Genomic DNA, 20,198 nt, shown 5'->3' with positions numbered 1-20,198 from the left:
TGCGCCCGCGCCGAGGCGGCGCTCGTCACAGCTCCGGCGGACCGGCTTCCAGCAGGGTGCCACCGGAGAGCCGCAACCTGCGCTCCACCCCGATCTCCGCGAGGAACCGTTCGTCATGGCTCACCACGACGAACGCGCCCTGGTAGGCGGCCAGCGCGCTCTCCAACTGCGCGACGCTCACCAGGTCGAGGTTGTTCGTCGGCTCGTCCAGCAGCAGCAAACGCGGTGCCGGTTCCGCGCACAGCACGCAGGCCAGCGTCGCGCGCAGCAGCTCCCCGCCGGACAGCGCCGCGACCGGAAGATGCACCCGCGGGCCCCGGAACAGGAACCGCGCCAGCACGTTCATCCGCCGCTCCAGCTCCAGCCCCGGCGCGAACGCGGCCAGGTTCTCCGCCACCGTGCGATCGGTGTCGAGCAGATCCAGCCGCTGCGAGAGGGCGGCGACCCTGGCCTCCGCCCAGCTCGTCGTACCGGCCTCCGGTTCCAGTTCACCGGCGATCACCCGCAGCAGGGTGGACTTCCCCGTGCCGTTGGGGCCGGTCAGCGCGATCCGCTCCGGACCACGGATCGCCAGATCGACACCGGCGAACACGTCCCGGTCGCCGTGGCGCACCCGCAGTCCCTCACCGAGGAAGACGGTGCGTCCGGCCGGAACGTTGGTGGCGGGCAGTTCCAGCGCGATCCGCTGGTCCTCGCGCAGCGAACGGGACGCCTCGTCGAGCCGCGCCCGCGCCTGGTCCACCCGCGCGGAATGCGTCCCGTCCGCCTTCGCCGCCGACTCCTGCGCGTTGCGCTTCTTCATCCCGGCGACGATCTTCGGCAGCCCCGCGTTCTTCAGGTTGCGGGCGGCGTTGCCGGCCCGCCGCTCCGCGCGTTCCCGGGCCTGCTGCTTCTCCCTCTTCTCCCGCTTCACGTCCTGCTCGGCGTTGCGGACATTGCGCTCCGCCACCTCCTGCGCCGCCCGAACCGCCTCGCTGTAGGCAGTGAAATTCCCGCCGTGGTAACGGATCTCGCCGCGATCGAGCTCGGCGATACGGTCCATCCGGTCGAGCAGCACCCGGTCGTGGCTGACCAGCAACAGGCAGCCCGTCCACTCGTCCAGCACGGTGTACAGCCTGCGGCGCGCGTCCAGATCGAGATTGTTGGTGGGCTCGTCGAGCAGGAGGACGTCCGGCCGCTTCAGCAACTGGGCGGCCAGGCCGAGCGAGACGATCTGGCCGCCGCTGAGCGTGCGCAGCCGCCGGTCCAGGGCGAGGCCGCCGAGGCCGAGCCGGTCCAGCTCCGCCCGGGTGCGCTCCTCGACGTCCCAGTCGTTGCCGATGGTGCCGAAGTGCTCCTCACCCGTGTCACCGGACTCGATCGCCTCCAGCGCCCGGAGCACCGGAGCGATCCCCAGCACCTCCGCCACGGTCAGGCTCCCGGTCAGCGGCAGGCTCTGCGGTAGGTAACCGACCGTCCCGTGGACGGACACGCTCCCGGCACCGGGCCGGTACTCACCCGCGATCAGCTTGAGCAGAGTGCTCTTGCCCGCCCCGTTCGGGGCGACGAGACCGGTACGGCCCGCGCCCACCGTGCAGGACAGGTCCCGGAACACCGGAGTGTCGTCGGGCCAGGAGAAGGACAGCTCGGAACAGACGATGAAGGCATCGGACATAGAAAAACCTCGGAGGTGATCACGGGCGCGCCGGAGCCGCCCTGGCCGGTGCGGGATTCATGGGGACGACGACATGGCCACGGCGGCAGCGCGTTCCGCGCGCCTGCCGATGGCCGGACACTTCCGGGTTCACCCGGAGATGTCGTCCTCACCTGCCACGACTGAACTCCCGTACTCGACTGTCACTCGTGTCGCACCATAACAGCCCGGACCGGTACGACACACTCCATTTCCACCCGACCACCAGTACCGGCCGCACGCAGGACACACCATCCACTGTGGACTTGATTCAGCCCTCGGCCAGCGCCCGCAGCCGCGGCAACAGCGCACGCAACGCGCGGCCTCGATGCGAGAGACCGTCCTTCTCCGCGGCGTCCAGCTCCGCCGAGGTCCGGCTCCCACCCTCCGGAACGAAGACCGGGTCATAACCGAAACCGTTGGCGCCCCTCGGTTCCCGGACGATCACACCTCGCCAGTCGCCACGCACCACCGTCTCCTCGCCGCCCGGCAGCACCAGGGCGGCGGCGCAGACGAAACCACCACCACGTCGCTCGTCCGGAACATCGCCGAGCTGTCCCAGCAGCAACTCCAGGTTCGCCACATCATCGCCGTGCCTGCCCGACCAGCGCGCCGAGAGCACACCCGGCATCCCGTTCAGCGCGTCCACGGCAAGACCCGAATCATCCGCGATCGCGGGCAACCCCGTCGCCGCCGCGGCATCGCGCGCCTTCGCCAGCGCGTTGCCCTCGAAGGTCGGCTCCGTCTCCGGCGCCTCCTCGAACTCGTCCACATCGGACAGTCCGAGCACCTGCACCCCGGCGATCCCCTCCGCCACAAGAATTCGCCGGAGCTCACCCAGCTTCTTGGCGTTCCGGGTAGCCAGCAGCACCTGGGTCACCGCACGCCTCCGCTGAGAAAACCACGTCGGCGAGTCAACTCACGCCTCCGCTGAGAAAACCACGTCGGCGAGTCATCACTTCGAGCCCTTCGGCTTCTTCTCCGGCTTCTTCCCGTTCGCCTTCGGCTCGGGCAGCTCACCCGGATACGGCAGCGCCAGCGCCTCGTTCTGCTTGCGCGTCAGCTCCGCGCAGCCAGCCAGCGCCATGTCCAGCATGGTGTCCAAAGTAGACCGGGTGAAAGTGGCGCCCTCGCCGGTGCCCTGCACCTCGATCAGGGTGCCCGCGTCGGTGGCCACCACGTTGGTGTCCACCTCGGCCCGCGAGTCCTCCTCGTACGGCAGGTCGAGCCGTACCCGGCCGTCCACCACGCCGACACTGATCGCGGACACCGCCGCCGACAGCGGCTGCGGGTCGGCTAGCCGCTGGGCCGCACCGAGCCAGGTGATCGCGTCGTGCAGCGCCACGTAGCCGCCGGTGATGGCGGCCGTCCGGGTCCCGCCGTCGGCCTGGATCACGTCGCAGTCGATGACGATGGTGTTCTCGCCCAGCGCGGCCAGATCGATGCAGGCACGCAGCGAGCGCCCGATCAGCCGGGAGATCTCGTGCGTCCGGCCACCGATCCGGCCCTTCACGGCCTCCCGGTCGCTGCGGGTGTTGGTGGCCGAGGGGAGCATCGCGTACTCCGCGGTCACCCAGCCGAGGCCCGAACCGGCACGCCAGCGCGGCACCCCCTCGGTGACGCTCGCGGCGCAGAGCACCCGCGTGTCGCCGAACTCGATGAGCACCGAACCCGCGGGCCAGCGCTGAAAGCCTCGGGTGATCCGCACCTCGCGGAGCTGGTCGTCGTTCCTGCCGTCTTTTCTCACCACGGCACCCAGCCTAGGCCCCGCCGCCGCGGCCGCGACGCGGACCTTGTTCCCGCCGTGTCCGTCCCGCTACAGTTCGCGATCCGGCAACGCCCTGGGGGGACGCGATGAGGATCCGGCACGGCAGGTTCACCGCCGCCGTCACGCTCGGGATCACCGTGCTGCTCGGCTCGGCGTCCGTTCCCGCCGTCGCCGAGGTGCATCGCACGCCCGCGGCCTGCGCCGCCACGCTCGACTGCACCGCGGGCGACATCGACCGGATGACGATGGCCGAACGTCTCGACCTCGTCCGCGCGCTCTCCGACGGCCCGGCCGCCGAGGTGATCCCCGGCTACACCCCGCGCTGGCGCAACATCGAGGGCATCGTCGAGTTCTTCCGCGCCAACGACATGGGCGCCCCCGGCACCTGGGTGTCGCACGTGGACGCCGGAATCATCGAAGGCATAGAACGCGGTATCGCCATCGCCTCCGGCCGCGACGAGGACACCTTCGGCAACCCCGGATCGACGCTCTGGGCGAACTACCTGACCCGGCTGCGCGACGGCGGACTCGCCTCCCGCTCGGCGCACGACCAGGCCTGGAGCGAGGCCGAGCAGGCCTCCACCGAACACGGCAAGGCCCTCGCCGAGCAGGTCCACGGCGTCCCGCCGACCGCCGTCGAACAACGCTTCTACGAGTTCTCCGACTTCTACCGGCTCGTGCTGCGCAACCGCTCGCCGCTACTCGACCCGCTCTCGCCCGGCCCGGGGCCGGGTTCGCGGCGCCAGCTCACCTTCCTCGACTGGTTCACCGACGTCGGCAACGCGACACCCAGCCTGCGCGGCGCCGAACTGGCCCACGGTATCGCCGAGTTCGACCTGCCCGACGGGGCCGCGAAGACCGTCGCCCTGCTGGCCGCGTACACCGAGTACCTGCTGACCGACTACCTCGACCAGACCGGCGCGCCCGCGCCTCAGAGTTCGTAACCCGCGCCCTGCTCGACCAGTGCGGCGCCGGCGAAGGCCGCCGTGGCCTCGGCGAGCACCTCGCCGCGATCGGTCCACGGCGCGATGTGCGTCAGCAGCAGCCGGCCCACTCCGGCCCGTGCCGCCAGTTCCCCCGCCTGCCTGCCGGAAAGATGCACCCCCGCCGGCCGGTCCGGCGCGTCGGTCCACGAGGCCTCGCAGAGCAGCACATCCGCCCCGGCGGCGAGGTCATCGAGCTGCGGGCACGGCCCCGTGTCGCCGGTGTAGGCGAGCACGCTGCCGCCGTGTTCCACCCGGACCCCGAACGCCGCCGTCGGATGGTCCACCGGGTGTGCCGTCACCGTGAACGGGCCGATCCGGGTGGCACCGGCGTCCAGCGCCCGGAAGTCGAACACGTCGGACAGGTCGGTGCCGCGGCGCTCCGACTCGTGCGCGGCGTAGGCGTTGGCCAGCCGCTGCGGGGCCTCGGCCGGCGCCAGCACCGGCAGCCTGCGCGGTCGCACCTCGTACGGCGGCGCCGGGTGGTACCTCCGGTACACCGCCAGCGCACTGACGTCCGCGCAATGGTCGGCGTGCAGATGGGTGAGCAGCAGGGCGTCGAGGTCGAACGGGCTGCGCAGGGTCTGCAGCCGGGCCAGCGTGCCGTTGCCCAGTTCGATCCCAAGCAGGAATCCGTCGGCTTCCAGCAGGTAACCGGAGGCCGCGGCGTCCGGGCCCGGCACGGAACCGGAGCAGCCGAGAATGGTCAGGCGCACGTCGGACACCCTGTCACGGATCAGCTCGCGGCCGCGGACAGCGCGCCAGGACCGAAGCCCATGAACCGCTGCGCGAGCCTGCCGAACGGTTCCGCGGACCCGGTCGCGAGGAACTCGTGCCGGGGCGCCTCCCCGGCCGGTTCGGCGAACAGATCCAGCTCGGTGAGCACCCGCACCACGTCCTTCGCCGTCTCCTCCGCACTGGACACCAGGGTCACGTCCGGGCCCATGACGATCTGCAGCACCCCGGTCAGCAGCGGATAGTGCGTGCAGCCGAGCACCAGGGTGTCCACCTCCTCGCGCAGCAGCGGGTCGAGGTACCCCTGGGCCAGGCCCAGCACCTGCCGTCCCGAGGTGATCCCGCGTTCGACGAAGTCGACGAACCGCGGGCAGGCCACCGTGGACAGGCGCACGTCCCGTGCGGCCGCGAAGGCGTCCTCGTAGGCCCGGGACCGGACCGTGCCCTCGGTGCCGATCACACCGATCCGGCCACTGTGCGTGGCGGCGACCGCCCGCCGCACGGCCGGGAGCACCACCTCCACGACGGGCACCTCGTAGCGTTCCCGGGCGTCGCGCAGGCAGGCGGCGGAGGCGGTGTTGCAGGCGATGACCAGCACCTTGACCCCGCCTGCCACCAGTTCGTCCATGACGGCGAGGGCCAGCTCCCTCGCCCGCGCGATCGGCAGCGGGCCGTACGGGTTGTGCGCGGTGTCGCCGACATAGCGCAGTCGCTCGGCCGGGAGCTGATCGGCGATCGCCCTGGCGACCGTCAGGCCGCCGACACCGGAGTCGAAGACGCCGATCGGCGCGCCGGGAGAGCTCACACGCCGAGGCTACCCGGAGCGGACGCGGGTCCACCGGTACCGGCGGGGCCCTTCGCCGGCTTGGCGCGGCCGGACCGGCCGACCAGCCAGGCGGCCAGGACGCCGCCGAGCGCGCCGAAGAGGTGTCCCTGCCAGGAGATGCCCGGCTGGCCGGGGAACACGCCCCAGAGCATCCCGCCCCAGATGCCGAACAGCACCACGGCGACCACGAGCTGACCGATACTGCGATTGAAGATGCCCCGCACCAGCAGGTATGCGAGCCATCCGAACGCGAGACCGGACGCGCCGATGTGCACCGCCCCCGGCGGGGCCATCAGCCAGACGCCCAGCCCGCCGACGATCCAGATCGTCGCCGTCACGGCCAGCCACTGACCGATCCCGGCCGCCATCGCGAGGAAGCCGAACACCAGCACCGGCACGGTGTTGCTGACCAGGTGGCTCCACTCGCCGTGCAGGATCGGTGCCCAGGCGATCCCGTCGATTCCGGACAGTGAGCGCGGCGCGATTCCGCCCTGCTCGAAGTTGCCCGGCAGGATCCGGTCCACCAGTTCGACGAGGTAGAGCAGGACGGTGAAGGCCAGCGCGACCACCCCGGCCGCCTTCGGGTTGGCGGGGACGATGCGCTTGGCCGGGTTGGTGGTCTCCGGCGTCTTCCCGGACTGCGCGGGCCCGATCGGCATGGTGCTCACGTCAACCAGACTACGTCCGCGCGCCCGACCCCACCTCGGGTGATTTCCCTGATTCCGCCCCTCACACCCCGTGTCGGGCGGTCCGGCACCCCGTGTCGGGCGGTCCGGCACCCCGTGTCGGGCGGTCCGGCACCCCGTGTCGGGCGGTCCGGCAGGCTCTTCGAGCCGCCGCCACCGGCCGGGTCAGGTCCGCCGGTCCGCCGGGAGCGGCGGCAGCGGCACCCTGCCGAGCGCGTGGTCCACGGCGGCCTCGACGTGCAGGCGGGTGGTCGGGAAGCTGGGCACCGGGCTGTCGTCAGGGCCGACGAGCAGCTCGATCTCCGTGCAGCCGTAGACGATCCCGTCCGCACCCGCCTCGGCGAGCCGGTCCATGACGCCCCGGTACGCCCTGCGGGACTCCGCCGAGACGACGCCGACGACCAGCTCCTCGTAGATCACCCGGTGCACCAGCGCGCGATCGGTCTCGCCGGGCACCAGGACGTCGAGGCCGTGCGCGGCGAGCCGGTCCCGGTAGAACGGCTGCTCCATCGTGAACGCCGTGCCGAGCAACCCCGCACGGCGTACGCCCGCCCGCAGCAGGGCGTCGGCGGTGGCGTCGGCGAGATGCAGCAGCGGTACGCCCACCGCGGCGGCGAGCTGATCGGCGACCTTGTGCATCGTGTTGGTGCACAGCACGATCAGCTCCGCACCGGCCCGGGTCAGCGCCACCCCCGCCTCGGCCAGCGTGGTGGCGGCCTCGTCCCAGCGCCCCTGCGCCTGCATCCGCTCGATGCCGGCGAAGTCGACGGAGTACAGCACGCAGTGCGCGGAGTGCAGGCCACCGCGAACGTCCCGTACCCGTTCGTTGACGAGCCGGTAGTAGTGCGCGGAGGATTCCCAGCTCATGCCGCCCAGCAGCCCGATGACCTTCATCGGGCCATCCTCTACCGGACGTGCCCTACGCCCAGAGCTGCCCGTCGAGCAGTTCGGCCGCCTCGTCCAGCGAACCGCTGTAGGCGCCCGTCGACAGGTACTTCCAGCCCGCGTCGCAGACGACGAACGCGATGTCCGCCGGTTCCCCGCTCGCCGCCGCCTTCTCCGCGACGGCCAGCGCGGCGTGCAGCACGGCGCCGGTGGAGATCCCGGCGAAGATGCCCTCGTGTTCGAGCAGTTCCCGGGTACGGCGAAGGGCATCGTAGGCGCCGACGGAGTAGCGGCCGGTGAGCACCTCGGCGTCGTAGAGCTCCGGTACGAAGCCCTCCTCGAGGTTGCGCAGCCCGTAGACGAGCTCGCCGTAACGCGGTTCGGCGGCGACGATCTGCACGTCCGGCTTGTGCTCACGCAGGTACCGCCCGGCGCCGACGAGCGTGCCGGTGGTGCCGAGGCCCGCGACGAAGTGCGTCAGCGTCGGCAGGTCCTTCAGCAGCTCCGGACCGGTCGTCTTGTAGTGCGAGTCGGCGTTGGCCGGGTTGCCGTACTGGTAGAGCATCACCCATTCCGGGTTCTGCTCGGCCAGTTCCTTCGCCCGGCGGACGGCCTCGTTGGAGCCGCCCGCCGCCGGGGAGAACACGATGCGTGCCCCGTACGCCTGGAGGAGCTGCTTGCGTTCGCTGGAGGTGTTCTCCGGCATGACGCACACCAGGCCGTAGCCCTTGAGTTTCGCGGCCATCGCCAGCGAGATGCCGGTGTTGCCCGAGGTGGGCTCCAGGATCGTCGTGCCCCGGCGCAGGGTGCCGTCCGCCTCGGCCGCCTCGATCATCGCCAGCGCGGGGCGGTCCTTGATCGAGCCGGTCGGGTTGCGGTCCTCCAGCTTCGCCCACAGCCGCACGTCGTGCGTCGGGGACAGTCTCGGCAGCCCGACCAGCGGGGTGTCGCCGAGCGTGTCGAGCAGCGACGGGTAGCGGGCCATCGCTTAGCGAGCACCGCCCGCGACGGCGGGGAGGATGGTCAGCGAGTCGCCGTCCTTGACCTCGGCACCCAGTCCTCCGGAGAAGCGGACGTCCTCGTCGTTGACGTAGACGTTGACGAAGCGGTGCAGCTTCTCGTCCTTGACCAGCCGGGCCTTGAGGCCGCCGTGCTGGGCCTCGATGTCGTCGATGATCTCCAGCACGGTGCTGCCGCTCGCCTCGACGGACTTCTCGCCGCCGGTGTGCGTACGCAGGATCGTGGGAATGGACACGGTCACGGCCATGGGTTACCTCCGCTTGGGGTTCTTGTCTGTGCTGACGTCTCGGCTCGCGGGACTATTCCCGCGGGTCTCAGGCGTCGGGGGTGTCGTCGCTGCCGGTGTTGGCGAACATGTACGACTCGACGACCTCGACCTGTTCCTCGGTGACCACGCCCTCGACGATGCGGTACGAGCGGAACTCGTGCTGCTCGGCGTCGCGAGTGGAGACGAGCACGTAGTGCGCGTCGGGCTCGGAGGCGTAGGAGATGTCGGTGCGCGAAGGGTAGGCCTCGGTGGCGGTGTGCGAGTGGTAGATCACCACGGGCACCTCGTCGCGGGAGTCCATGTCGCGGTACAGGCGGAGGAGGTCCGCGGAGTCGAACTCGTAGAACGTCGGTGAGCGCGCGGCGTTGAGCATGGGGATGTGACGCTCGGGGCGATCGGAGCCTTCGGGACCCGCGATCACCCCGCACGCCTCGTCCGGGTGGTCTCGGCGGGCGTGCTCGACGATCGCGTCGACGAGGTCACGGCGGATGCGCAGCACGTCGCCCATCCTAATGGCTGGACCGCGAACGTTCACACTGTGAGAGCGGGTGGTGCTCCTCGCATTCGCCTCAGCGCAGGACGCCGGGCCAGACCTCGGCGTACGCGGGGACGCCGCTGGTGGGGCCGGTGCGCAACAGTCCGTGCACCATGGCGCGGGCGAACACCCGCGCCGAGGCGGAACACAGCGCGTCGAGTGCCGCGGCACGGCCCGCCCCGCCGACGACGCCCGCACCCTCGGGCAGTTCCCGCTCCCCGGTGGCCATGACGAAAACGGTGTCGCCGTCGAACATGGTGTGCGCGGGGCGGACGGCACGGGCGAGGCCGTCCTGCGCGGCGACGGCCAGCCTGCGGCACTCGGCCTTCGACAGGGCTGCGTCCACGGCGACCACGCCGATCGTGGTGTTCAGCCGGGGCGCCTCGGTGCCGGGCAGGACCGCCGGGCGGTCCGGCCACGCCGTCACACCGAACTCGCCGTCGACCTCGTGGTCGGCGGCGTAGGGGCGGCCGGTCTCCAGGTCCACCGCCTCCCCTGCCGCGTTGACGGCGGCGAGCGCGCCCACCACGAACCCGTCCACCTGTTCGCTGGCCGTGCCGATGCCGCCGGAAAGGGAGCCGACGGTGGCGCCGGTGCCGGCACCGACGTTGCCCTGCGGCACGGGTCCTCCGGCCGCGGCAGCGCAGGCGGCGTGACCGAAGGCCGCGTCGGGCCGGTTGCCCCAGTCGCCGCGCGGCAGGTCGAACAGGACCGCGGCGGGGACGATCGGCACCACCTCGTGCGGCTGCTGGCCGACCGGGAGTCCGCGGCCGCGCTCGCCGAGCCACCGCACCACCCCGTCCGCCGCCGCGAGACCGTAGGCACTGCCGCCGGACAGGCACACGGCGTCGACGTACCGCACCAGGTTCTCGGGTTCGAGCAGGTTCGTCTCGCGGGTTCCGGGCGCGCCTCCGCGCTGGTCCACGGCTCCGGTGGTGCTTTCCGGCGCGAGCAGGACGGTGGTGCCGGTGGCCCAGCCGCGGCCGGTGCGCTCGTGGTGGCCGACCAGCACGCCGGCCACGTCGGTGATCGCGTTGAGCGGTCCGGTTCGCGCCACGGTGCCTCCGTCAGTCGGTGAGCGCCTGGACCAGGCTCTCCTGCACCCAGGTGAGCCAGTGGTAGACGCCCAGGTGCGGGGCGCGGGGGTCGTCCTCGGGCAGGTCGTCGGGCATGTCGTCGGTGACGTCGAGCGCGGTGCCGAGTGCGAGGCGGACGTCGTTGAGGGCGGACAGCCAGGCGTCGGCCTCCTCGAAGCTCAGCTTCACCTCGCCACCCTCGGGGCGCAACGTCTTGAGCACGACGGCAGCGACGCCGACCTTCGCGTCCAGCACCGTGGGCTCGTGCAGCGAGCGCAGCGCGGCGGCCGAGTCGAGGTCTTCCCTGGACGGGTTGTCCGGGTCGAGTTTGTGAAAGTCGGGCAGCAGGCGGGACAGCACCGGGTCGTTCGGCGATTCGGAGGGGCCGGTGCGGATGCCGGTCAGCTCGGCGAGTTCGTCCTGCGGCGCTTCCTCGGAGCGGGCGCGCAACATGTCGTCGAGCTGGCGGACGAGGCCGCGCAGCACGGCCGCCTCCTGCTGTTCGAACCCGGCGTGCACCCGGGCGCCCTTACGCCGCCAATTCTTCATGCCGGCTGCTCCATCGTCGCCCACAAGCCGGCAGCATGCAGCTTCGCCACATCACCCTCCACCTTGTCCTTCGTCCCCGAAGTCACGATCGCCTTGCCCTTGTGATGGACATCCAGCATCAACTTCGTGGCGTGATCGCGGCTGTAACCGAACAACTTCCCGAAGACGTATGTCACGTATGACAACGAGCGATACAGCACCGGGTCGTTCCACCCCGCCAACACGCTCATACCGGCTGCTCCATCGTCGCCCACAAGCCGGCAGCATGCAGCTTCGCCACATCACCCTCCACCTTGTCCTTCGTCCCCGAAGTCACGATCGCCTTGCCCTTGTGATGGACATCCAGCATCAACTTCGTGGCGTGATCGCGGCTGTAACCGAACAGCTTCTGGAAGACGTATGTCACGTATGACATGAGGTTTACCGGGTCGTTCCAGACGACGGTCTGCCACGGCTTGTCCTCGGCACCGAGTTCGGAACCGATCGCCTCTTCGGCCTCGGCGGGCGTGGTCATGCCGTCCATGTTGTCACGCGCGGGTGACGCCGGTGCCACAGGCCATGGAACGCCCACCCGAAGGCGTTTCCTGCATAGGGTTACGCCATGGCCCCGGAAACCACCGCCAGCACCGCACTGTTCACCGACCACTACGAGCTGACCATGCTGGGCAGCGCGCTCGCCGACGACACCGGCTCCCGGCCGTGCGTGTTCGAGGTGTTCGCCCGCCGCCTGCCCTCGGGCAGGCGTTACGGCGTGGTCGCCGGCACGGGCAGGCTGCTCGACGCGATCGCCGACTTCCGCTTCGGGGACGCGGAGCTCGCGCAGCTCGAGTCGACGGCCGTGGTGGACGCCGACACCTTGGCCTGGCTGGCGGACTACTCGTTCTCCGGCGAGATCGACGGCTACCCGGAGGGTGAGCTGTTCTTTCCCGGTTCGCCGGTGCTGACGGTGCGCGGCACGTTCGCCGACGCCGTGGTGCTGGAGACGCTGGCGCTGTCGATCCTGAACCACGACAGCGCGATCGCCTCGGCGGCCGCGCGCATGGCGGGTGCCGCGAACGGGCGGCCGATCATCGAGATGGGCGGGCGGCGCACGCACGAGGCGGCGGCGGTCGCGGCGGCTCGGGCCTCGTACCTGGCCGGATTCGCCACTACGTCGAACCTGGAAGCCGGGCGGCGGTACGGGATCCCCACCCGCGGCACGGTCGCGCACGCCTTCATGCTGCTGCACGACAGCGAGGAGCAGGCCTTCCGCGCGCAGGTGGAGAAGATGGGCACGGACACCACGCTGCTGGTGGACACCTACGACATCACCGCGGGCATCGAGACGGCCGTGCGGGTGGCGGGCCCGGAGCTGGGCGCGATCCGGATCGACTCGGGCGATGTCGGTGTGCTGGCCCGCAAGGCGCGCGAGCAGCTCGACTCGCTGGGGGCCAGGGACACTCGGATCGTGGTGTCCGGCGATCTGGACGAGCACGCGATCGCCGCCCTGCGCGCCGAGCCGGTGGACGCCTACGGCGTGGGCACCTCGGTGGTGACCGGTTCGGGCGCGCCGACGGCCGGGATGGTCTACAAGCTCGTCGAGGTGGACGGCCGTCCGGTGGCGAAACGCAGCACGCACAAGGAGTCGCGCGGCGGGCACAAGCGGGTGTTGCGGCGGCACAAGCCGACCGGTACGGCGCTGGAGGAGTTCGTGTACCCGGCCGGCACCGACCCGGAGCGCGGCGAACACGACGTGGAGCCGCAGATCCCGCTGGCCCGCGCCGGAGTCCCGGTCGACGGTCTGCCCTCGCTGGACGACGGCCGCGCCCGGCTGCGCAGGGCGCTGGTCAGCCTGCCGTGGGAGGGCCTGAAGCTGTCCCCCGGTGATCCTGCGGTGCCGACGGTGTTCGGGTGATCGCTCGCGCGGACGTGAGGGACAATCGGCGGCGAACCCACCCACCGGCCGCCGAGGGGCATTCGACATGGCTACCGCGCTGATCGTGATCGACGTGCAGAACGACTTCTGCGAGGGCGGTGCGCTCGCCGTCACCGGCGGTGCCGCCGTGGCCGACGAGATCACCACTTACCTGGCCTCGGGCGTCTACGACCACGTGGCCGCGACCCGGGACCACCACATCGATCCTGGCGCGCACTTCAGCGAGCAGCCGGACTTCGTGCGGTCCTGGCCGGTGCACTGCGTCGCCGGGACGCGGGGCGCGGCGTTCCATCCCGGCTTCGACGTGGCGCGGGTGAGCGCGGTGTTCTCGAAGGGCCAGTACAGCGACGGCTACTCCGGCTTCGAGGGGCACACCGACGCCGGGGAGAAGCTCACCGACTGGCTGCGCGAGCGTGCGGTCGACCGGATCGACGTGGCGGGCATCGCCACCGACCACTGTGTGCGGGCCACTTCGCTGGACGCGCGCGAGGCGGGCTTCGCCGTCCGGGTGCTGCTCGGCCTCACCGCGGGAGTAGCTCAGTCCACTGTGGACACCGCACTGGCGGAGATGCGCTCGGCGGGCGTCGAACTCACCGGGACACCGAAGGTCGGCTGATCCCGGCGAGCCCGGCGGTCAGCCGCCGGAGGGGTCGCAGTTCGCCGTGCCGAGCACGATGTCGCCGCTCGCCGGGCCGCCCTGCGGGAACAGGGTCATCCGCAGCGCGTGCGTGGTGAGGGTGCCGTCCGCCGGTTCCGGTACGACGAACTCGTTGAGCGTCAGCTCGGCCAGCGGTGCGGCGCCGGGGGTGCGCGAGGGCACGGTGACCTTCGAGTCGGGCTCGATGCGCTGCGGCAGTTCGAACCCGGACACGCCGCCGAGCGCCATCGACGCGCTGCTGCCGGTGCCGTTGGTGCGGCACTCCAGCGAGAACGAGCGGATCCGCACGGTGGGGCCGCCGAATCGGGTGAGCACCGTGCTCTCGAACCGGCCGCCCTCGGCCCTGGCGAAGGCGTTGCCAGCGTCGTCGGTGCCGCAGGTCGTGGTCGAGGAACCGTAGGACACCACGTCCGGCACCGAGGTGCCGCCGGTGGACGCCTGCGGTGTGCTGCCCAGTTCGCACGGCGCGAGCGGTGCGACGGTCACCGGCACGCCACCGAGGTCGAGCTGCACCGAGCCGACCGCCCCGCTCGCGGCGGGTGCCGCCGCCTGCGCCGGGCCGGCGAGCGCACCGGTGGCCAGCATGCATCCGGTGAACACGGCCACGGCCGACCTGGCACTGCGGTTGAACGTCGCCATCGGGGAACTCCTGTCGTCGGTGCTCGGCTGCTTCGGCGGTGTCGCCTTCCGTCGACATCGGCCGTCCGGTTCCGCGGCCTGACCCGCGCCCGGCCGATCCCACCTGAACGAGTGTCAGTGAGCTGAGCCACTGCGGGCCTCGGCCGGGCACACCGGGAACTAGCCTCGTCCGGCAGGTTCCCCTAGCAGGCACGTTCCCCGACACCAGGAGGTCGCCGTGTCCGTCCCGTCCCTTGCCGCTCGCCGCCCCGTGCTGGCCGACCTCGTGCCGGGCACGCTGGCCCGCGACATCACGCTGGTCGCGGCCGGAGCGGGGCTGACCGGGCTGGCCGCCCAGGTCGTGCTGCCCGTTCCCGGCACGCCGGTGCCGATCACCGGCCAGACCTTCGCCGCCCTGCTGGTGGGCGCGACTCTGGGCTGGCGTCGTGGTGGCGCGGCGATGCTGCTCTACCTGCTGGTCGGTGCCATGGGCGTGCCGTGGTTCAACGGCGCGACCTCCGGTCTCACCGGCGCCTCCGCGGGCTACATCGTGGGCTTCGTTTTCGCGGGCGCCCTGGTCGGTGCGCTCGCGAGCCGCGGCGGCGACCGCACGCCACTGCGCGCCGCCGGGACGATGGCGGTGGGCAACCTGGTCGTCTACGCCGTGGGCGTGCCATGGCTGATGGCCGCCGCGTCGATGGACCTCGGCACCGCGCTGGGCGCCGGGGTGGCACCGTTCCTGATCGGCGACGTCGTCAAGATCGCGCTCGCCGCCGGACTGCTGCCCGCCGCGTGGGCGCTGACCGGCCGCGGCCGCGACTGACCCACCCCACTCGTACACAGGCCCTCGCCCTCGTGGCGGGGGCCTGCTGTGCTGTGCGGCCCCCGGGACCGGATGCCCGCCACGGCCGGGCGCGGCGAATTCCGACGGTGCGCCCCGGTAACGTCTCCGGGCGTGCCGTCCCGAGCAGACTTTCCCGGTGTCAACGAACTGCTGACCCACGCGGTCGAGTCGGTCGGGGGCGCCGAGCGGCCCGGTCAGGTGTCGATGGCGGAGGCGGTCGGCAAGGCGATCCGCACCGGTGAGCACCTGGCCGTGCAGGCGGGGACCGGGACCGGCAAGTCGCTGGCCTACCTGGTGCCCGCGATCCGGCACGCCGTCGAGAAGGACACCACGGTGGTGGTCTCCACGGCGACGATCGCGCTGCAGCGTCAGCTCGTCGACCGGGACCTGCCCAGGCTGGCCAAGTCGCTGAAGAAGCCGCTGGGCCGGGAACCCACGTTCGCGATCCTCAAGGGCAGGCGCAACTACCTCTGCCTGCACCGGCTGGACACCGGCGCGCCAGAGGAACCCGACGACGCGCAGCTCTTCGACCCGTTCGCCGTGTCCCGTCTCGGCAAGGAGGTCACCCGCCTCTACGAGTGGTCCTCGGACACCGAGTCGGGTGACCGGGACGAGCTGGTGCCCGGTGTGTCCGACCAGGCGTGGCGGCAGGTGTCGGTGACGGCGAAGGAGTGCCTTGGCGCGGCCCGTTGCCCGATCGGCACCGACTGCTTCGCCGAGAAGGCGCGGGCGGAGGCGGGCAAGGCCGACATCGTGGTCACCAACCACGCCCTGCTCGCCATCGACGCCCTGCAGGGCTACCAGATCCTGCCGGAGCACGACGTGGTGGTGATCGACGAGGCACACGACCTGGTGGACCGGGTCACCTCGGTGGCCACGGCGGAGCTGACCAGCGCGATGATCTCGGCCGCCACCCGTCGCTGCGGCAAGCTCATCGACGCGGACATCGCCGACCGGCTGCTGGAGTCCGGCGACGGACTCGCGCTGGTGCTGGACGACCTGCAGCCCGGCCGGATGGACGCGCTCCCCCAGCCGCTGCGCACCGGCGCGCTGCCCGCCGTCCGGGACGCCGCCCGCGCCTGTGTCGACGCACTCGGCTCGGACCGCAAGGAGGACGTGGACGAGGCGACGGCACGCAAGCTCGCCCGCACGCTGCTGGAGGAGGTGCACGACACCGCGGCCAGGCTGCTCGACGCCTTCGACCCGGACGAGGCGCACCAGCGTGACGTGGTGTGGCTGCACGGGGACACGTTCTCGGCGAACCCGCGCCCGCCGGCGCTGAAGGTGGCGCCGTTGTCGGTGTCCGGCCTGCTCCGCGAGCGGGTGTTCAACCAGAGCACCACCGTGCTCACCTCGGCCACGCTGACCCTGGGCGGGACCTTCGACACGATGGCACGGCAGTGGGGCCTGCCCGCGAGTTCACCGGAGCACGTCAAGGCGGCGGGCACGGCGACCGACAAGGCGCCGCCGGCGGACAACGACGGTCCGAAGTGGACAGGCGTGGACGTCGGCTCGCCCTTCGACCACAAGAAGAACGGCATCCTCTACGTGGCAAGGCATCTGCCCGCGCCCGGCAGGGACGGACTCGCCAAGTCCACTTTGGACGAGATCGCCGAACTGGTGGAGGCCGCGGGCGGCAGGGCGCTGGGCCTGTTCTCCTCGATGCGGGCGGCGAAGCAGGCCACGGAGGCGATGCGCGAGCGGCTGGACCACCCGATCCTGTGCCAGGGCGACGACTCCACCGGTCTGCTGGTGCGCAAGTTCGCCGACGACCCGCGCACCTGCCTGTTCGGCACGCTGTCGCTGTGGCAGGGCGTGGACGTCCCGGGGCCGTCCCTGCAACTCGTTCTGGTGGACCGGATTCCGTTTCCCCGCCCCGATGATCCGGTCTCCTCGGCCCGTCAGCGGGCGGTGGAGGCACGCGGCGGCAACGGTTTCCTCACCGTCGCGGCCACCCACGCGGCGCTGCTGCTCGCCCAGGGGACGGGACGGCTGCACCGTACGGTCAGCGACCGCGGTGTGGTGGCCGTACTGGATTCCCGGCTTGCCACGGCACGGTACGGCGGCTTCCTGCGGGCGTCGCTGCCGCCGTTCTGGCCGACGACGGACCCCGAGGTCGCCCGATCGGCACTGCGCCGGCTCGAAGCCGCCGCCCCAGCCTGAGGGCCCCCGGTCGAGGCGGATACGGTAACCGGAACTCTGGAGCCGCGAACACCCATTGGAGAGCCCGTTGTCCAAGGAGTCGTCCAACGCGCAGTCCCGCTCGGTCACCGTCGACGATGCGGGGGTGCGTCGTCAGCTCGCGGACGGCAGCGAGGAATCGGTCACCTGGGCCGACCTCTCCGCCGTGGTGATCCGGGTGATCCCCGAGGGGCCGTGGAAGGAAGACGTCTTCCTGATGCTGGCCGGCGCCGACGGCAAGGGCACCGCGATCCCCAGTGGCGACCCGGCGGCGGACGCGCTGATCGAACGCCTGCAGGCACTTCCCGGTTTCGACAACGAACGGTTCATCGAGGCGATGACCACCGACGCCGACGAGGCGTACGTGGTGTGGAAGCGCTCCGACGGCGAGTCCTGACCCTCCCCGCACCGCAATACGTCGACATATCGCGAAACCTTGTGCACGATGCTTCGCAATACGTCGACGAATTGCGGTCTTCGCCGCCGCAATACGTCGACGTATTGCGGTGTGGGAGGAGGTCAGGGGACGACGGTGTCGCGTACCGGGACACCGCTGCGCAAGGTCCTGCTGACGGTGCACAGCCGCTCGATCGCCCGTTCCACCACCTCCGCCAGTTCCGCCCGCGCGGCCTCGTCCACGGTGGACAGGTCGAGGTCGAAGCGGACGTCGACGGCATCCAGTTCGTGTGCGCCGGGCCGCTGCTCGGCGGAGACCTCGGCGCGCATCGCCGTGTCCTGCCCCAGCCTGCGGGCGATCAGTGACTCCCCGGTGACGATCGCGCACCCGGCCGCCGCGATCTGCAGCAGTTCGGCGGGCGAGAACGTCCCGTCCTGCTCCCTGCGCCCGATCGGCACCTCCGCGCCACGGCCGTTGCGCCCGGTGAACCGGTGCTGCCCGGTACGTACCACCTCGAGTGTCATCGCCCGTCCTCCTGTTCCGGGAGTGCCTGTTCCGGGTGCCCCTGTTCCGGGTGCCCCAGTTCCGGGGACCACTGCGCGAGCACGGTGACCGTGCCCGGCGCGACCTCGGTGAAACCCGCGTCGCGGACGGCCACCACCCGGTTCCGTTGCCAGGCACCGGCCGGATCGTCACCGGGGTGCAGCTCGTGCCAGCGTCCCAGCGAGGGCGTGCGGACGGCGCAGCGGAGACCACGCTCCGCCCAGTACGCCAGCGCGGCGTCGCCGAGCAGCGAGGCCAGGATCATCGTGCCGTGGCCGACCTGCGCCGCCGCCTTCCCGACGGTCATCGGCACCGTCGGGTTGAGCAGCAGCGACGGGGTCCCGGCGCGCACCGGGCCGGGTTCGTCGGCGGGCAGTTCGCTGCCGGAGATCTGCAGCCTGCTCACCGCCTTCGGTGTGTCGGCCACGCGCAGCGGCACCAGGGCCCTGGCCTGCGCCCCGTCGACGGTGACCGTCACCCCTGGCTGCTGCTGGACGGCCTGCCAGTGCGCGCCGCGCGCCCGGCGGGCGACCTTGCGGATCCGGCCGTCGATCCAGGCGGCGACCGGCTGGTGCCAGTCGCCGCCGGGTTCGCCGCGCGGGTCGAGGCAGACCGCCAGGGCCGCCGCCGCGGCCGCTTCGAGCAGGGCCGTGCGGGCGGGCGGCTCACCGCGCTCGATGCGCAGGACCACCGGCATGGCACGCACCTGCCCGGGTTCCTCCTCGGAGGTGTCGGCGGTGAGCGCGGCGGGCAGACCGAGCCAGGAGGCGTAACGGGCCGCGAGCGGTTCGAGGGCCGCGTTCACGGACGCAGCGGGGCGAGACCGTCGGCGGCATCGGCCGCCTCGACCTCGGCGCGCGTCACGCCGAGTACGAACAGGACGGCGTCCAGGTACGGGTGGGAGAGGGCGGTGTCGGCGACCTCGCGCAGCGCGGGCTTGGCGTTGAACGCCACGCCCATGCCGGCCGCGGCCAGCATGTCGATGTCGTTCGCGCCGTCGCCCACGGCTACGCACTGCTCCAGCGGAATGCCGTAGTCCTCGGCGAAACGGCGCAACGCGGTCGCCTTGCCCAGCCGGTCCACGACCTCGCCGACGACCCTGCCGGTGAGCTTGCCGTCGGCGACCTCGAGTTCGTTGGCCGCGGCGAAGTCGAGACCGAGGTCGTCGACGAGCCGGTCGATGACGCGGGTGAACCCGCCGGACACGACACCACAGCGGAAACCCAGTCGCTTGAGCGTGCGCACCGTGGTGCGGGCACCCGCGGTCAGTTCGAGGCTGTCCGCGACCTCGTCGAGCACGGTGACCGGCAGCCCGGCGAGCAGCGCGACGCGGCGTTCCAGCGACTCGGTGAAGTTGAGGTCGCCGCGCATGGCGGCGTCGGTGATCTCGCGGACCCGCGCCTCGACGCCCGCATGCGCCCCGAGCATCTCGATCACCTCGCCCTGGATCAGGGTGGAGTCGACGTCGAAGACCACCAGCCGCTTGGCCCTGCGCGCGAGCCCGGCCCGCTCCACGGCCGCGTCGAGACCGACCCGGGAGGCGACCTCGGCAAGCGTGGACCGCAGTTCGGCGTCCGCCTCGTCGGTGTCCTCGGCCACCGAGACGTACAGCTCCAAGCCGGTCACCGGGTAGTCGGCGACGCTACGGATGGCGTCGATGTTGGCGCCCAGCGCGGCGAGGCGGCGGGCGACCTCGGTGAACGCCCGTGCGGTGACCGGACGGCCGAGGACCACCAGGACGTGGCTGGAACCCTGCTTGCCGGGCGCGAAGGGGTCGTCGCCGATGGCCGCGCCGATCCGCACCTCGACCTGCATGCCGACGGTGGCCATGGCCTGTTCGACGGCTTCCTGGAGCCCCTCGGGGTCGTTCTCCGCACCGGCCAGCACACCCAGTACCAGCCGGTTGCGGATGACGACCTGCTCGACGTCGAGGATGTCGACGCCGTGCCGGGTGAGGACGGCGAACAGCACCGAGGACACACCTGGCTTGTCCGGACCGGTCGTGGTGATCAGAACAGGGGTGGTGCTCACCGCAGTGG

General features: G+C 71.7%; 24 protein-coding genes. 6 read left to right on the top strand and 18 right to left on the bottom strand.

Going from position 1 to position 20,198, the window contains the following annotated elements; translation table 11 throughout:
- Positions 1-25 precede the first annotated feature (25 nt).
- The 3 genes from abc-f to rph all read right to left on the bottom strand — a co-directional run bounded on the left by abc-f (position 26) and on the right by rph (position 3,422).
- Positions 26-1,654: a ribosomal protection-like ABC-F family protein gene (abc-f, locus tag CFN78_RS06190; protein ID WP_094861643.1), complete on the bottom strand. Its 1,629-nt coding sequence runs from the start codon at positions 1,652-1,654 to the stop codon at positions 26-28.
- Positions 1,655-1,943: 289 nt separating this feature from the next.
- Positions 1,944-2,552: an RdgB/HAM1 family non-canonical purine NTP pyrophosphatase gene (rdgB, locus tag CFN78_RS06185; RefSeq protein ID WP_094861642.1), complete on the bottom strand. Its 609-nt coding sequence runs from the start codon at positions 2,550-2,552 to the stop codon at positions 1,944-1,946.
- A gap of 75 nt (positions 2,553-2,627) precedes the next feature.
- The gene (gene rph, locus CFN78_RS06180; RefSeq protein WP_094861641.1) at positions 2,628-3,422 is read right to left on the bottom strand and encodes a ribonuclease PH; all 795 of its coding nucleotides are present in this window, start codon (positions 3,420-3,422) and stop codon (positions 2,628-2,630) included.
- A 104-nt stretch (positions 3,423-3,526) separates the two neighbouring features.
- Between rph and CFN78_RS06175 the strand changes: the two genes are divergently transcribed.
- Positions 3,527-4,384: a hypothetical protein gene (locus CFN78_RS06175; RefSeq protein ID WP_094861640.1), complete on the top strand. Its 858-nt coding sequence runs from the start codon at positions 3,527-3,529 to the stop codon at positions 4,382-4,384.
- Here the strand turns inward: CFN78_RS06175 and CFN78_RS06170 are convergent.
- From CFN78_RS06170 to clpS (CFN78_RS06120), 11 genes are all read right to left on the bottom strand, one after another.
- Positions 4,372-5,139 (bottom strand): MBL fold metallo-hydrolase, encoded by a 768-nt coding sequence (locus CFN78_RS06170; RefSeq protein ID WP_094861930.1) that lies wholly within the window; start codon positions 5,137-5,139, stop codon positions 4,372-4,374. The two genes, CFN78_RS06175 and CFN78_RS06170, sit on opposite strands and share 13 nt — an antisense overlap.
- Positions 5,140-5,159: 20 nt before the next feature.
- Entirely contained in the window at positions 5,160-5,963 is an 804-nt protein-coding gene (gene murI / locus CFN78_RS06165) for a glutamate racemase (protein WP_094861639.1), read from the bottom strand.
- A complete protein-coding gene (locus CFN78_RS06160; protein WP_094861929.1) occupies positions 5,960-6,643 on the bottom strand; it encodes a rhomboid family intramembrane serine protease in 684 nt (227 codons plus the stop codon). The genes murI and CFN78_RS06160 overlap by 4 nt, the downstream gene beginning before the upstream one ends.
- A 192-nt stretch (positions 6,644-6,835) precedes the next feature.
- Positions 6,836-7,564, bottom strand: a complete 729-nt coding sequence (locus CFN78_RS06155) for an aspartate/glutamate racemase family protein (RefSeq protein WP_094861638.1) — start codon at positions 7,562-7,564, stop codon at positions 6,836-6,838.
- A gap of 25 nt (positions 7,565-7,589) precedes the next feature.
- Positions 7,590-8,540, bottom strand: a complete 951-nt coding sequence (locus CFN78_RS06150) for a PLP-dependent cysteine synthase family protein (protein WP_094861637.1) — start codon at positions 8,538-8,540, stop codon at positions 7,590-7,592.
- Between the two features lie 3 nt (positions 8,541-8,543).
- Positions 8,544-8,822, bottom strand: coding sequence for a MoaD/ThiS family protein (locus tag CFN78_RS06145; protein ID WP_094861636.1), 279 nt, complete (start codon positions 8,820-8,822; stop codon positions 8,544-8,546).
- A 67-nt stretch (positions 8,823-8,889) separates the two neighbouring features.
- The gene (locus tag CFN78_RS06140) at positions 8,890-9,351 is read right to left on the bottom strand and encodes a M67 family metallopeptidase (protein ID WP_094861635.1); all 462 of its coding nucleotides are present in this window, start codon (positions 9,349-9,351) and stop codon (positions 8,890-8,892) included.
- Between the two features lie 61 nt (positions 9,352-9,412).
- Positions 9,413-10,435 (bottom strand): P1 family peptidase, encoded by a 1,023-nt coding sequence (locus CFN78_RS06135; protein WP_205660446.1) that lies wholly within the window; start codon positions 10,433-10,435, stop codon positions 9,413-9,415.
- 10 nt (positions 10,436-10,445) lie between these two features.
- Positions 10,446-11,003 carry a DUF2017 domain-containing protein gene (locus CFN78_RS06130; protein WP_094861634.1) on the bottom strand — a complete coding sequence of 186 codons (558 nt, stop codon included), beginning with the start codon at positions 11,001-11,003 and terminating at the stop codon, positions 10,446-10,448.
- Complete coding sequence (gene clpS, locus CFN78_RS06125) at positions 11,000-11,233, bottom strand: ATP-dependent Clp protease adapter ClpS (protein WP_094861633.1); 234 nt, start codon at positions 11,231-11,233, stop codon at positions 11,000-11,002. Before clpS (CFN78_RS06125) ends, CFN78_RS06130 begins: the two co-directional genes overlap by 4 nt.
- Positions 11,230-11,517 carry an ATP-dependent Clp protease adapter ClpS gene (gene clpS / locus CFN78_RS06120; protein WP_094861927.1) on the bottom strand — a complete coding sequence of 96 codons (288 nt, stop codon included), beginning with the start codon at positions 11,515-11,517 and terminating at the stop codon, positions 11,230-11,232. Before clpS (CFN78_RS06120) ends, clpS (CFN78_RS06125) begins: the two co-directional genes overlap by 4 nt.
- Before the next feature lie 87 nt (positions 11,518-11,604).
- Here clpS (CFN78_RS06120) and CFN78_RS06115 point away from each other — a divergent pair, with 87 nt between their 5' ends.
- On the top strand, positions 11,605-12,897 hold the full coding sequence (locus CFN78_RS06115) for a nicotinate phosphoribosyltransferase (RefSeq protein WP_094861632.1): 1,293 nt from the start codon (positions 11,605-11,607) through the stop codon (positions 12,895-12,897).
- Positions 12,898-12,964: 67 nt separating this feature from the next.
- Positions 12,965-13,534, top strand: coding sequence for a nicotinamidase (locus CFN78_RS06110; protein WP_094861631.1), 570 nt, complete (start codon positions 12,965-12,967; stop codon positions 13,532-13,534).
- An 18-nt stretch (positions 13,535-13,552) separates the two neighbouring features.
- Here the strand turns inward: CFN78_RS06110 and CFN78_RS06105 are convergent, their stop codons facing one another.
- Complete coding sequence (locus CFN78_RS06105; RefSeq protein ID WP_133116291.1) at positions 13,553-14,215, bottom strand: hypothetical protein; 663 nt, start codon at positions 14,213-14,215, stop codon at positions 13,553-13,555.
- Positions 14,216-14,432: 217 nt separating this feature from the next.
- On the opposite strand from CFN78_RS06105, the gene CFN78_RS06100 reads away from it, so the two are divergent.
- The 3 genes from CFN78_RS06100 (at position 14,433) to CFN78_RS06090 (ending at position 17,616) form a co-directional block, all read left to right on the top strand.
- Positions 14,433-15,017, top strand: coding sequence for a biotin transporter BioY (locus tag CFN78_RS06100; RefSeq protein WP_094861629.1), 585 nt, complete (start codon positions 14,433-14,435; stop codon positions 15,015-15,017).
- Between the two features lie 132 nt (positions 15,018-15,149).
- On the top strand, positions 15,150-17,201 hold the full coding sequence (locus CFN78_RS06095) for an ATP-dependent DNA helicase (RefSeq protein WP_094861628.1): 2,052 nt from the start codon (positions 15,150-15,152) through the stop codon (positions 17,199-17,201).
- Positions 17,202-17,268: 67 nt separating this feature from the next.
- Positions 17,269-17,616, top strand: coding sequence for a hypothetical protein (locus tag CFN78_RS06090; protein WP_094861627.1), 348 nt, complete (start codon positions 17,269-17,271; stop codon positions 17,614-17,616).
- 122 nt (positions 17,617-17,738) lie between these two features.
- On the opposite strand, the gene CFN78_RS06085 is transcribed toward CFN78_RS06090, so the two are convergent.
- The 3 genes from CFN78_RS06085 to serB are packed head-to-tail and all read right to left on the bottom strand — an operon-like array spanning position 17,739 to position 20,190.
- Positions 17,739-18,140, bottom strand: coding sequence for an OsmC family protein (locus tag CFN78_RS06085; RefSeq protein WP_094861626.1), 402 nt, complete (start codon positions 18,138-18,140; stop codon positions 17,739-17,741).
- Positions 18,137-18,964 (bottom strand): peptidyl-tRNA hydrolase, encoded by an 828-nt coding sequence (locus CFN78_RS06080; protein WP_094861625.1) that lies wholly within the window; start codon positions 18,962-18,964, stop codon positions 18,137-18,139. The genes CFN78_RS06085 and CFN78_RS06080 overlap by 4 nt, the downstream gene beginning before the upstream one ends.
- A complete protein-coding gene (gene serB / locus CFN78_RS06075; RefSeq protein ID WP_094861624.1) occupies positions 18,961-20,190 on the bottom strand; it encodes a phosphoserine phosphatase SerB in 1,230 nt (409 codons plus the stop codon). The genes CFN78_RS06080 and serB overlap by 4 nt, the downstream gene beginning before the upstream one ends.
- Between the last annotated feature and the right edge of the window lie 8 nt (positions 20,191-20,198).

Origin of the sequence: Amycolatopsis antarctica, from assembly GCF_002262875.1 — a bacterium.
Classification (GTDB): domain Bacteria; phylum Actinomycetota; class Actinomycetes; order Mycobacteriales; family Pseudonocardiaceae; genus Amycolatopsis; species Amycolatopsis antarctica.
The sequence above is the reverse complement of the archived record's forward strand: the minus strand, read 5'-3'. Positions and strand labels throughout refer to the sequence as shown.